Source organism: Candidatus Nitrosocosmicus oleophilus, assembly GCF_000802205.1.
GTDB classification, from domain to species: domain Archaea; phylum Thermoproteota; class Nitrososphaeria; order Nitrososphaerales; family Nitrososphaeraceae; genus Nitrosocosmicus; species Nitrosocosmicus oleophilus.
In genome coordinates this window covers 877,312-889,982 of record NZ_CP012850.1, presented here as the reverse complement: position 1 = coordinate 889,982, position 12,671 = coordinate 877,312, and the positions used below count along the sequence as shown (strand labels likewise).

The following is a 12,671-nucleotide window of genomic DNA, read 5'->3' as shown; positions in this document are numbered from 1 at the left end:
ATAAAAGTAAACAGATTTAAAATAAGAAGATCATATATTGTATTTGAAGAGTGCGGAGAAAAGGGATTTGCAGCTATCTAATGATTCAAAAATAATTGATAAAAAGAACAACATTGAAAAAGTTGAAGTAGGGCCAAAAAAGGACAAATGGTTGAGAAATATTAAGGAAAGCTGGAGAAATGTTCAGTGTGCTTGTGGAAGCAATTTCCATTTTGATGGCAATATAGATAAACTCTTTGAATGGGAAAGCATCCATCTTCGACACCTTGCATCTGATTCTGATAACCATTCAATAATTTCATTTTATCCAACGGACATGATAATATATTATCATTCTAAATCGGGGTATGTGATAGAAAGAAGAAAACATAAAAGTCATGAAATAAACGAGATTAACCAGTCGCTGATTATGGGCAAAGTAACTATGACCGGGGTATAAGAATAATACGAGATAGCGGAAAGAGTGTCTGACCATACATAATAGCCACGTTGTAATTATTGGTGCAGGTATTCTAGGAACAACTTTAGCATATGCTATTTCTACTCTGTCAAGCTCAAAGATAACTATAATTGAGCAAGAAGAAAGGGCAGGTTTGCATACTAGTTCGAGAAATACCGGCAAGGTCCATGCACCTTTTATCTATAATCCTGAAAAGAAGAAAATATGGGCCAAAGCTGCCTTATATGGTTATAATTTTTGGAAAAAATATTGTCAAGCAAATAATATTTTGTTTGTAGAGGATGGAGTAATTGAAGTAGCAAATGATGAAAAAGCATTAAGCACACTTTCACAACACTTGGAATGGGGAATAAAAAATGGTCTAGATGAAAAGGAGATAATCATGATGGATGAAAAGGAGATATCAATTTTTGAACCCAATCTTAAATGTCAGTCGGCGATCTTATGTAATAAAGATGCTTCGGTAAATTACGGCCAGATTACCCAAAGATTAGCAACCCAGATATGCGGTGAAAATCATCAAGTAACTTTTATAACACGATCTAAAGTTCTAAACATTAAAAATAGAAGTGATCCAAGTCCTGAAATTATCCTAGAATATATCAACCTTTTTGAAAACAAGATAAAAGAAATTAAATGTGATTTTTTGATCAGCGCCGCGGGAAGCAATTCAATTAATATTTTAGATATGACCAAAACAATCCATCAGTATTGCGACCTTTTTTTCAGAGGTGAATATTGGATAGCACCACCAAAATATAACAAACTTACAAACCATAGTATTTATTCAGTACCTGAATTCCAACAATTTCCTTTTTTGGATCCACACTGGATAATTAGAGCTAACGGAAATAGAGAAGTAGGACCTAATGCATGTCCTGTTTTTTCACCCTATGGCTACAACAAGATCGTTAATGCTAGGGAATTCCTTCCCAAAATATACAAACTTATGAAGGGAAAAAACAATAAAATAATTAGAACGTTATTCAGTACAGAAATGCTCAATCTAATCTACAAGGAAGGATTAAGTAGCATTTCTAAAAAATATATGATAAATAGGGTGAAAAAGTTTCTCCCCATTATAGAAGATAGAGACTTTAGAATTCGTGGAACTGCTGGAATTCGATCAAACTTGATAGACAAGGAAGGAAATTTTGTAATGAATCCAATTTTCATGCTGAGAAATAACATGCTTCATATATTAAATTATAATTCTCCAGGAGCCACAGGTGCCTTCCCCATAAGTTATTCAATAATTTTTAAACTTCTCCAGCGAGGGATTATAAAAAATGATCGAGAAGATGACCACAAGGATACTCAACTAGCATTTTTTGACCAGAAACTAATTGAAGCTTGTAAGTATGAAATTGATCTTGATTTTATATGATCATAAAATTAATAAACAAAGGATTAAAAGCTGATAACAGTACTTACATGTTTTTGCCATAGGCATAATATAGTATAATTCGAAAATAGGAAGGGATCATAGTCTAGCTTGGTATGATGCCAGCCTCGGGCGCTGGAGGTCGTCGGTTCAAATCCGGCTGATCCCATTTTAGAATAATAGATTCATGGATCATCCAATTTGGATGATACACATAAGTAACGCTGCGACAATGTTATATATATTATCAATAGAAACCCAAAGATTGCACCAACAAAAATTAGACTGATATAGGAATATTACCAATACTACTAAATGATAGCATGTACTTTAGATTATCTAGTAATGGGCAGAAAACGTTCAAAATAATTTAAAATTAATAATATTTTACTAATAAATTGCTAATTTTGATTATGTATTTAGTAAGAATTTTTACAAAGATAGACGAGCTCGCAAATTTTAAATAGTGTGAACAGGATACTAGAATAAATTATTAATTTGGACGATGTAGAAGATAGTAAAGAAAATAAATCTACTGATGAACTCGCGGACCTCAAGGAAAATCTAATAAAAAGCGGCATTAGTACACAGCAATCGCCCAATTTAGTCGAAGAAGGAATCATTGCAGGTAAAAAGATTGCGAAAACTTCTGTTGTGACTTTACTTGCTATAGGTATTGTAGAAATAATTACAGGAATTCTCAGCGGCAGTGTTGTTGCTACCGCTGATGGATTAGATTCAATATCAGATGCAGCCATTTCTTTTATAGTATTATTAGGTCTAAGGATCGCACATAAACCAGCTGACAAAAAGTTTCATTTCGGGTATCATAAAGTTGAAAGCTTTACAGCATTAATAGCTGCAATAGGAATGATAGTGATTGGTCTGGTCATTTTTTATAATTCCTATCAGGCATTGATTCATCCCCATGAAATAAGACATCCTTATATTGTTATGGCAGTCCTAGCCGGAGCAAGTGCATTATCACTTCATAGAGCATTTCAAATGCGCATTATAGCTAATAAGTATAATTTGCTCTCACTAAAGACAGATGCGAGAAATTCCATAAAAGATGGATCAGCTTCAGTCATTGGTTTCTTTAGTATACTTATTGCAACACAATTTGGGTTTGTACAAATGGACGCAATAGGCGGAATGATAATATCATGTTATATCTTCTCAGTTTCATATTTATCACTTAAAAAATCATCCTTGATATTAGTAGACTCATGGCAAAACCCAAAATTAACAGTGGTAATAAAAAACATAATTTCAGAGCAATTTAGCGACGAAAAAATAGTAGTTAGAGACGTATTACTTCGCTCTTCGGGCATGATAGATCAAGCAGAGATCCACATAGCAGTTGATGGAAAGGAATCATTAGAAGAAGTCGAAATGCTATCTTTAAAAATACAGCTGGTAATTAGTTCTCAATTTCCCTCCATTGAGAGAGTGTTGGTAATACCACATCCTTATTCCGCTTCGGAGACGCGTGTAACTTCAAGAATGGATCGGTTCAGGAATATAAAATTAAAAAGACCTTCATATATGAATAGAAATATCAAACAGGATGAAAACACCAAATAAAATATGTCGAGTTGGTAATTACAACAATCATTTTTTATTTGAATGATATTCAATGATCTGATTCAATAGTTGAAATCCATGTCTATTGATATACCGGTTTTGATCTATGAAAGAATATAACAGAAAACACATACAAAATATTATTAGATTCAATAATTACATAAATGAGTTTATATACTTTTATTAGTAATAAATATCGAATGAATAGTTTCATTACTGTAAATAAATTTTTAGCGACTTCAGCGGTATTAGCAATATCATTTGTACTACTTTTAGGTCCAACTTCAATGACCATGAATGTATTTGCTACAACCAATACAGCTAACCAAGGTATAGGCCAATCACAATCCTCAACTCAACTTGGTGTTTGTGTATCAGGTGACGGCACCCTTTTCTCATGTAACAACCTAAGTGACCAAAATCAAGCAAATAGCGGAAATAACGCAGCAGCACAAAGTGGTGGCAACGATGATGATGATGATGATGATGGCAACACAGCTAACCAAGGTATAGGTCAAGCACAATCCTCTAACCAAAATGCTCTATGTGTATCAGGGACTGGAACGTTTGTTTCTTGTAACAACTTGAATGCACAAAACCAACAAAACAGCGGGAACAATGCATTGGCACAACAAGGTGGTAGTGGTAGTGGTGGCAATTTAGCTAACCAAGCAATTGGTCAATCACAATCCTCTAACCAAGGTAGTGGTGTAGTATCTGGTGGCAACACTGCTGGTTCAGGAAACAACGCAAACTCACAAAGTCAAACAAACACTGGAAACAACGCAGCAGCACAACAAGGTGGTAGTGGAAAAGGTGGCAACACAGCTAACCAAGCAATTGGTCAATCACAATCCTCTAACCAAGGTAGTGGTGTAGTATCTGGTGGCAACACTGCTGGTTCAGGAAACAACGCAAACACACAAAGTCAAAATAACACCGGTAGTAACGCAGCAGCACAACAAGGTGGTAGTGGAAAAGGTGGCAACACAGCTAACCAAGGTATAGGCCAATCACAATCCTCTAACCAAGGTAGTGGTGTAGTATCTGGGGGCAACACTGCTGGTTCAGGAAACAACGCAAACACACAAAGTCAAACAAACACTGGAAACAACGCAGCAGCACAACAAGGTGGTAGTGGTAGTGGTGGCAACACAGCTAACCAAGGTATAGGCCAATCACAATCCTCTAACCAAGGTAGTGGTGTAGTATCTGGTGGCAACACTGCTGGTTCAGGAAACAACGCAAACTCACAAAGTCAAAATAACACCGGTAGTAACGCTGTAGGACAACAATAAACGTAATTTTTTTTCTATTTTTTTTATCAGTTATTTCTCACATATATTTACTAAGGTATTATAACATGATCATTCAAAATTAGTTATTAGTCAATCTTCAATAATGATCTAAAAATAGTTTGTGTAAACTTATTAAATATTTAAATGGATAAAGACTGGGTGTCACATTTAGAAGACCTGAAAAATAAGTAAATAACAGAAACCAGATCAGATTTTAATCCTCAATCTAGTAATACCTAAGGTCAGAATTCGTACAAATATCAAACAGAGCGAAAGGACCGCAATCATTGAATAAAAGGAAAGTAAATTGGGTGTAAACCCATAATGAAATGGATCATGTATTCTTACGTGATGCTTTTCCGCCGGCCCTCGCTACTCGTGTTCTAGTTTCTTCGCTAGCTGCTTGTAATCCTCTTTCATCATGCTTGGCTTTTCCGCCGGCCCTCGCTACTCGTGTTCTAGTTTCTTCGCTAGCTGAAGCTAAACCTCTATTATTACCATTTTTGTTGTTATTTTGAGGCATAATATCAATATATGTGAAACATACTATTTAATCTCTATTACCTTTGTCAAGTCCAATCGAAGGTCTGAGCCGCCAATTCAAGGATTTATAGCTGTTATATTCCTGAAATATTAAATCAAACAAAGATTTAAAACTTAAAAACAAGCAACATACAATAATGATCGAATTCATTCATTCATTCAACTAGAAATTAAAGTAGTTATAAAAAGGATAATAATTTTAGTTTATTTTGCTTTGCGATATAATTTATACATTAGTTCATATAGACTAGAGAATTCTCCGAACCTTTAATAGAATCTATAAAAAACTTTCAAAATAGTAACACCAACATGTCTTGAGGTCGTGAGTTCTTATATTCAAGGATTTAAAATATGGTGTATGATCAATAAGATATGAAGTTGGTAACTTATTAGATACTTAAATTCTAAAGTTAAAACATAGGTATGAAGGATCGAGTGGTATTTTAGAAACCATTCAGATCCAATGATACGGTTATATGCTGTAAAGATAAGGAGAACGAGTTTATTTCCGTATTAATTCAATTCATAAAAGTTGAGATCGTACTAATGAGTGTTTAAATTCATTGATATTCATAATCACACATGACACAAATATGTGAACATATTGATAAATCTAACAAGAAGGAATTGACACCAAGCACCATAGGATGCGAAGAATGTCAAAATGAAGGAAAGAATTGGGTTGCATTACGAATGTGTCTTACTTGCGGTCATGTCGGTTGTTGCGATTCTTCGGTCGGACTTCATGCTAGGAAACACTTTGAGAATCACAAACATCCAGTTATGGTAGAACTGCCAAAAAAATCGTGGAAATGGTGCTATGAACATGAATCATATGGTTGATATAAAGAAAAGTCCTTAAGGCGAGGATAATCTGGTTTGTATTATCGAGACAATTGATTCTACTCTATAGATTTCAGGATTGTCATGGGAATAGCATCATGAAATTGGTTTGACTATGCAAAATTAACAACAGTTAAAGTTGCATCTTACTAGTGACAAAAATACTTTAATCTAGTCATTTGATTTCTTCTAGGTCTTTGAAACAAATTCCACAGATTTACTATTGCATTAGGAAAAATCGGTAGATGTTATCAAGAAAATAGCGCAGAACAGAGCAGCACAGCATAATAAATAAAAATCAAACATACATTAGTTTCTTCATAGAAATAGCCCGGCCCAGATTCGAACTGGGGTCAAAGGCTCCAAAGGCCTCTATGCTTGGCCACTACACTCGGCACTTGTAATACTACCGGGCTTCCGGGCATTTCTATATTGTAAGTACGGACGTTATTAATTTTACGAATCTATTTTTTATCAATTGTAGATACATATTTTACGAGTTTTTCAATCGGATCTTCCATTTTATTCAAAATCCGTGCGGCACGGTTTTGTATTAAAATGCATTCTTGTTCATCGTCTAAGAATGATTTCAATAATTTGTCAATTTGTAATGGACTAGAAGCTTGAATAACCAATCCAATTTTTCTTAAATAGTCATCAATATAGAACTGAATTGGAGCTATTGAAATAGTGGGTTTACCGAGTAGTGCAGACTCTGCAGTCATTGTGCCCCCTGCACCAACAAAAATATCAATATTACGTAGTAATTTAACTCCATCAACAACTTGTCTCAATACAATGGCCTTATTTCTGAATCTTTTGGACATTTCTGTAATTTGATCTGGATATCTACATAGAATAATGATGGTAGTATTATCTGCAAAATTATTTACAACAAAATCTACTAGATCTAATGGTCGTACTCGCAAATTCTTGTTAGAAATGTAGGCAGCCTTTGATTCTTCAAGTCTTATCAGGATAGTTTTTCGAGAGTGATCTATCTTTAACCCTTTCAAGAATTCAAAATCTTTACCTACACGTGGTCGTTTCCTACCGTTCAGTCGGAAGGTGGTTTCATCAATGTCTCGGCTCAACCATGCAACAGGATCTAAGCCCTTATACTGAATGACTTGGTTAGAGGATATGCCATATTTTTTCCAAGCGGAAATAGGTATGACAGAGGGAGAAAACAACTTTGTTAACAATGGGATAGTTAATCTTGCAACAGCTTCTGCATGTGGTGAATCATTGAAACCAATGTGATTTATTCCCAAACCAAAAGAAACTCTCGAAGCTTCAGGAGATGAAAAACTGATCACCAAATCAGGTGAAAATTTTGAAATTATTTTAGCCAGCTTCATAATTCGCTTTGAACTTTGAAAGAGTTTATCATAAAGATCTGATCCTCCATGGTTACCAATCATCAAAAGATTCAATCCCATTAATCGTGATAATTCATTGGCTTCTCTGTAATTTCGTGATGTACATAAGACCTCATGACCCTGGGTTTGCAATATACTAATCGCAGGTTTAAAAAACATTATTTGTTTTGGAGTCAAAATGTCAAACCAAATCTTCACAATTAGAATTATTCTTTAATATTAAAAAATTCTTTCGTTTCTTGAAGTCGTTATTTAGTCGAAATTGCAATAAAAATCAATAAATCCAAAACTAAATAAAGAATCTAAAATTAAGGTATTGGGGGCGTAGAGAATTTCAGACGAAATAGATAATACAAATGACACTGTAAGCGAACAACCTAAAAAATTATCAAAAGATACATATCATAATAGTGGAAGGAATGTTGAAAATCTGGAGACAGAAAAGAGTGATCCTAAAGACAAGCTTGTTGTGATTTATGGATTAAGCACTGAGGGTTATGAGATTGCAAAAAAGATACTCCGTAGGCAATCAAAAGTAATCATTATTGATGAAAATTCTAGGTTGGGAATTGTTCTCACTTCTGAAATTGTAAAAGAATACCCACATATTAACTTCTTAAATGAGGAGGAGCTCCTGTTAAATTTGGAACCTTTCGATAAAGCGATTAGTAATGCTCCAATCGTCTTTTTTGCACCCAGGATAAGAAAAGTCAATCAGGATGTAAAGAATGAAATAATATTAAAATTTAAAGAGATAATTACTTATTTAAGGAAAAATACTGCAATTGTAATTAATGTTCCACTAGGAATTGGAGGAAATAATGAAATAATCACACTCATTGAACATCAGTCAGGTTTAATGGTTGGGATAGATGTTACATATTATTATAATCCATTAAATTCAGACAAGAGATCTGAAATAACATTGGGTTCCCATCAACAAAGAAATGAAAATTTATTTTTAAATAGCATTTTTGATTTGATTAATGAGAACAATCACATTCAAAATAATATCAAATTAGCAAGTATAACATCTGCAGAATTAGTATACTCGATTAATATCATAAACAATTATTCAAAGTTAACATGCATCAATGAGATTTCAAAATTAGGTAAATCAAAAGAAGATAAACGAGAAATCTTTTACAAAAATGTAGAATCAATATATTTTGATGAAATAGCAAACGGCTTGTTCGATCTAAGGATTATTGGTTTGTCTATATCTAGTTCCACTGCATTAAGCTATATGGTGAATGGGACAATTAGATCGATTGAAGGATTCATAAAAAACTTGGTTGATGAAACAAGAAGTCAACTAAAGCTCAGGGAGATAAAGGCCAGTAGAACAAAGGTTACTATTTTTTGGACGATTGACAATCACGAAATAAGAGGAGACAAAACAATTATCCGAGAATTACTGGAATCAAAACTACGAGATTATATTGCAGAAGTAGAAATCGAAGACGTTGAAAATTATATCCCCAATTCTACTAACAACATCATAATTGCCTGTTCAAGTGAAGACTATAAGAAAATAATTGATAGAATGGGAAAGAATATCAATCACCGTCATCCTAACTACAAGTTAATCATAATAGCGGCGAACTCTACTTTCAACACAATGGAATTGTAGTACGAGAATTGTGCAGAAAATTTGAATAGGAATGAAGCATTAATTGTGATCTGTATTATTTGTTCTCCATCGACTTTCAACATTACTTCAGAACCTTATAAAATCATCCGAATAAAAAGGATCTAATTTAGAATATAAATTTGTCAGGAGAATAAAAAATGGAATTTAAGGAAATACTAAACATCCCAATTAGTTTTTTTTACATCGTATTCCGACCTAGAATATTTTATCCTTGCCGGGTGTCCCATTACAACTACATCTGGAGGTATATCTTTAGTTACAACAGAGGCCATTGCAATAACACTATTTTTACCTATTGTTACACCAGCTTTAATAATGGATCTCCCTCCAATGATTGCTCCATCCTCAACTATCACTCCAATCATTCTTTTGCTCATAGGATAAGGATCATTGGTAAAGGTAGTTCCAGGGCCAATGAAAACATCATTCCCAATCTCTGTAAGTGGTGGAATATAAACAGAACCTTCTATCCTACAGTTGTTTCCAATCTTAACATTGTAATCCACGTGAGTAAGTGAGCCGATCATAACATCATTACCCACAACGGTATTATCCCCAACATACGCAAAATGCCATATTTTAACATTTTTACCAATCGTAGCTTTAGGAGAAATGAAATTGATTACAGAACTTTCTTTTTTTTCAGACATTCTAATTCAATTAGATTACCATTGCAGTCCATTTATAATTAACTTAAAATACGAATTTACTTATCAGATGAGGTGCAGGAACTGAGACACCAAATTAAGTAGCCAAAATGACAAAGATAAAAGATCATTAATGTCTTAATCAGAGAACATTACAATTCAAGACGCATTTCAGAATGTGTATATTATTAGCAGAAGTACGGGTACGTCAGAAAGAAAGGTAAACGGGCGTCCCAGTGTTGCTAGAAATTAAAGCTGCCTCAGCTATCTTTGTTACGGCGGTAGCATCCTCAGGAGTTACGAGATACTTGGTAATATTCCCAGACAAAGATTTAACAAAGTTTTCTAGTTCCAAGGTTAATGGTTCTCGAATATTCCTTCGTGGAATAAGTGTCTGGTTCTCATCATCTATTTTTATTTCCTGAGTGATAAAGTCTCCGGTTATGGTTCCCTCAGAACAAACTGCTGAAAATCTTCTAACTTTTTTTGGAGTAATCCAATTAGATGCAATTATTGCTACTTTTTGATTTGGAAATCCTAACATTATTGTTGCAAAATCTTCAGAATTATGAAACTTCTTTCCTGCACGAGCAAAAACCACATTTGGCTTACTATCAAAAATAAACAAAGCAGTATCAATATCATGAACTGAAGTATCATAGATTATACCTACGTCTTTTATATGCATGGGCATTCTATTTTCCCTATGAAACTCCATCATTAATAATTCCCCATAAGTATTGTCATCAATAATTTGCTTGAGATCCTGTACAGCAGGATTAAAACGCTCTATGTATCCAGAGGTTAAAATTACATTATTCTGTTTTGACAATTTTGTAAGTTCTTCGCACTCAATTGATGAGAAAGATAATGGTTTTTCTACAAACACATTTATCCCATGTTTAATTATTTCTTGCGCGACTGGAAAGTGTGTTTTGGTTGGAGTACATACTAGACACGCATCAAGGGAAGTTTCCTTTTCAAGTAATTGTTCAACAGTTGAATAACTATTGATCTTATATTTTTTTGCTAAGGCTTGAGATCTATTCTCATCTGAATCGCAAATTGCAGACAATACCCCCAAATCGTTTAATACACGCACGTGGTTCTTACCCCAGCCACCAGTTCCAATTACGGCAATTTTGATTGATTTTTCATCCATTTGTTTCAACATCTCCTAAATAGCATTATTTTTCTTGATTGTAGAACTAATAACATTGAATTTACCATACTGAAGTAACCCACGTATTAAAATCAGGTATTTCAGATACTACTATTTTTTGGTAGTAATCAGAGATTTTTCTTGTAAATTCGCCAACTGTTCCGTTTCCAACCTTATGGTTATCCACGCTTATTATTGGAGTAATTTCAGCTGCAGTACCTGTAACAAATATTTCATCGGCAATGTATAATTCTGTACGGGTAATGGATCGCTCGTATACCTCATAACCAAGATGCTTTGCTATTGTGATTGCAGTATCTCTAGTAATTCCCTCAAGCACAGAATCCGATAATGATGGAGTATAAATCTTATTATTTCGAACTAGGAAAATATTTTCTCCTGGTGCTTCACTCACATTCCCATAATAATCGAGTAATATCGATTCATCATATCCATTTCTTTTACACTCTTGAGTAGCTAACACGGAATTCATATAATTACCGCCAGCTTTTGCCATCGGTGGAGTAGAGTTCTCATTTATTCTTCTCCATGAAGAAATGCATGTTCTTATCCCGGTTTCTGGAAAATATCTTTCAAAAGGGAAAGCAATAATGGCTAGATGAGAAGGAGAGCGTTTAGTAACATTAAGGTCTATGCCATGTAATCCAACAAATAATAGGGGCCTAATATAACAAGACTTTCTAATATTATTCTTCCTTAATAATTCAACAGTAGAAGTACACATTTCAGAAAGGGTATAATTTGAATTTATAGAATAAACCTCGGCAGACTGAAGTAATCTTTGCATATGCTCCTTAAGTTTAAAAATAAACAGATTTTGATCATTGGAGTATCCCCTGATGCCCTCAAAGACTGACGTTCCGTAGTGTAACGCATGAGTTGTAATAGGAACGGTAACAGAATCCCATGATTTGAATTCACCGTCAAACCAAATAAAATCAGCATTTTTAGTATTCATAGATTTGCAAGTTTTTTACTTCTATAAAAGTGTTAAATCTACAGTAATCAACTTAAATAAACCCATTTTTTGGAAATTTCATACCCATAACACGTATAGTTTCATCCTTTGTAATGGAAAAATTTTTTATAGTTTCCCAATTGTCTTCTATCACTTGGCCGACTTTAGGGGAAACATATTCATGCCATTTCAAATCATTATTTTTTGATCCCTCATTAGGGTATAGATTTTCGGTGGATAAAACCGATTTATATAAAAGATTTTTTACATTCGTTGACGAGATAACTTGTCTATTAGCTTTAACTGGATTAAAACCAAAGAGGGATAACAGAACCCGTTCGGCTCTATCTCCAGTATAGGTTATGAAAGAATTTTCCCGGATATTAAGAATTATCTTATTTTTTAATCTCTTAAATGCAGGGGATACGAATGGTGGAAAGTATTGTATGTATGGAGAAAGAAAAGCATAATCCCCAAGAACATGAATATTTTTGTGATAATTAAAAGATTCCAATATCATTTGTTTTCTAATTTCGTAGGAAAATGGGAAACTTCGTGTATTTATTTCCATTCCATCTTTCAAAAACCTGACCGGATAAATATAAACGCTATAATTCTGTAAAAGATTTTGGATAATTGACTCGTGCGAAATAGTCAAAGGGTTAATATGTGCTAAAAATATCGCCGCAATTTTTATTTCCATAGCACAAAGGGAGAAAAATTAAACTAAAG

12 protein-coding genes and 2 tRNA genes are annotated in these 12,671 nt (G+C 33.8%); 7 read left to right on the top strand and 7 right to left on the bottom strand.

Annotated features, from left to right (window positions below; genetic code table 11):
• The first annotated feature begins 43 nt into the window (after window positions 1-43).
• The 5 genes from NMY3_RS04315 to NMY3_RS04295 all read left to right on the top strand — a co-directional run bounded on the left by NMY3_RS04315 (window position 44) and on the right by NMY3_RS04295 (window position 4,729).
• Entirely contained in the window at window positions 44-439 is a 396-nt protein-coding gene (locus NMY3_RS04315; protein WP_196817696.1) for a hypothetical protein, read from the top strand.
• Between the two features lie 28 nt (window positions 440-467).
• Window positions 468-1,847 (top strand): FAD-dependent oxidoreductase, encoded by a 1,380-nt coding sequence (locus NMY3_RS04310; protein ID WP_196818472.1) that lies wholly within the window; start codon window positions 468-470, stop codon window positions 1,845-1,847.
• Between the two features lie 92 nt (window positions 1,848-1,939).
• Window positions 1,940-2,013, top strand: a tRNA-Pro gene (locus NMY3_RS04305).
• Window positions 2,014-2,342: 329 nt separating this feature from the next.
• The gene (locus tag NMY3_RS04300) at window positions 2,343-3,431 is read left to right on the top strand and encodes a cation diffusion facilitator family transporter (protein ID WP_196817695.1); all 1,089 of its coding nucleotides are present in this window, start codon (window positions 2,343-2,345) and stop codon (window positions 3,429-3,431) included.
• A gap of 200 nt (window positions 3,432-3,631) precedes the next feature.
• On the top strand, window positions 3,632-4,729 hold the full coding sequence (locus NMY3_RS04295) for a hypothetical protein (protein ID WP_196817694.1): 1,098 nt from the start codon (window positions 3,632-3,634) through the stop codon (window positions 4,727-4,729).
• Window positions 4,730-5,063: 334 nt separating this feature from the next.
• Here NMY3_RS04295 and NMY3_RS04290 read toward each other — a convergent pair whose 3' ends face one another.
• A complete protein-coding gene (locus NMY3_RS04290; RefSeq protein ID WP_196817693.1) occupies window positions 5,064-5,252 on the bottom strand; it encodes a hypothetical protein in 189 nt (62 codons plus the stop codon).
• A 602-nt stretch (window positions 5,253-5,854) separates the two neighbouring features.
• On the opposite strand from NMY3_RS04290, the gene NMY3_RS04285 reads away from it, so the two are divergent.
• Entirely contained in the window at window positions 5,855-6,115 is a 261-nt protein-coding gene (locus tag NMY3_RS04285; RefSeq protein WP_196817692.1) for a UBP-type zinc finger domain-containing protein, read from the top strand.
• 327 nt (window positions 6,116-6,442) lie between these two features.
• Here the strand turns inward: NMY3_RS04285 and NMY3_RS04280 are convergent.
• Window positions 6,443-6,531: transfer RNA gene (locus tag NMY3_RS04280), tRNA-Gln, on the bottom strand.
• Between the two features lie 48 nt (window positions 6,532-6,579).
• Complete coding sequence (locus NMY3_RS04275; RefSeq protein WP_231100260.1) at window positions 6,580-7,695, bottom strand: DUF354 domain-containing protein; 1,116 nt, start codon at window positions 7,693-7,695, stop codon at window positions 6,580-6,582.
• Window positions 7,696-7,966: 271 nt separating this feature from the next.
• On the opposite strand from NMY3_RS04275, the gene NMY3_RS04270 reads away from it, so the two are divergent.
• Window positions 7,967-9,130, top strand: a complete 1,164-nt coding sequence (locus NMY3_RS04270; RefSeq protein WP_196817690.1) for a hypothetical protein — start codon at window positions 7,967-7,969, stop codon at window positions 9,128-9,130.
• A 176-nt stretch (window positions 9,131-9,306) separates the two neighbouring features.
• Here the strand turns inward: NMY3_RS04270 and NMY3_RS04265 are convergent, their stop codons facing one another.
• The 4 genes from NMY3_RS04265 to NMY3_RS04250 form a co-directional block, all read right to left on the bottom strand.
• Window positions 9,307-9,801, bottom strand: a complete 495-nt coding sequence (locus NMY3_RS04265; RefSeq protein WP_196817689.1) for an acyltransferase — start codon at window positions 9,799-9,801, stop codon at window positions 9,307-9,309.
• A gap of 205 nt (window positions 9,802-10,006) precedes the next feature.
• On the bottom strand, window positions 10,007-10,960 hold the full coding sequence (locus NMY3_RS04260) for a Gfo/Idh/MocA family protein (protein WP_196817688.1): 954 nt from the start codon (window positions 10,958-10,960) through the stop codon (window positions 10,007-10,009).
• 61 nt (window positions 10,961-11,021) lie between these two features.
• Window positions 11,022-11,939 carry a branched-chain amino acid transaminase gene (locus NMY3_RS04255; RefSeq protein ID WP_196817687.1) on the bottom strand — a complete coding sequence of 306 codons (918 nt, stop codon included), beginning with the start codon at window positions 11,937-11,939 and terminating at the stop codon, window positions 11,022-11,024.
• A gap of 52 nt (window positions 11,940-11,991) precedes the next feature.
• Window positions 11,992-12,642 carry a hypothetical protein gene (locus tag NMY3_RS04250; RefSeq protein WP_231100258.1) on the bottom strand — a complete coding sequence of 217 codons (651 nt, stop codon included), beginning with the start codon at window positions 12,640-12,642 and terminating at the stop codon, window positions 11,992-11,994.
• Window positions 12,643-12,671: the final 29 nt, after the last annotated feature.

Bases quoted from the DNA above. Each gene is read 5' to 3' on its own strand.
- NMY3_RS04295 (WP_196817694.1), top strand. From the start codon at position 3,632: ATGAATAGTTTCATTACTGTAAATAAATTTTTAGCGACTTCAGCGGTA.
- NMY3_RS04290 (WP_196817693.1), bottom strand. From the start codon at position 5,252: ATGCCTCAAAATAACAACAAAAATGGTAATAATAGAGGTTTAGCTTCA.
- NMY3_RS04285 (WP_196817692.1), top strand. From the start codon at position 5,855: ATGACACAAATATGTGAACATATTGATAAATCTAACAAGAAGGAATTG.
- NMY3_RS04265 (WP_196817689.1), bottom strand. From the start codon at position 9,801: ATGTCTGAAAAAAAAGAAAGTTCTGTAATCAATTTCATTTCTCCTAAA.
- NMY3_RS04260 (WP_196817688.1), bottom strand. From the start codon at position 10,960: ATGGATGAAAAATCAATCAAAATTGCCGTAATTGGAACTGGTGGCTGG.
- NMY3_RS04255 (WP_196817687.1), bottom strand. From the start codon at position 11,939: ATGAATACTAAAAATGCTGATTTTATTTGGTTTGACGGTGAATTCAAA.
- NMY3_RS04250 (WP_231100258.1), bottom strand. From the start codon at position 12,642: ATGGAAATAAAAATTGCGGCGATATTTTTAGCACATATTAACCCTTTG.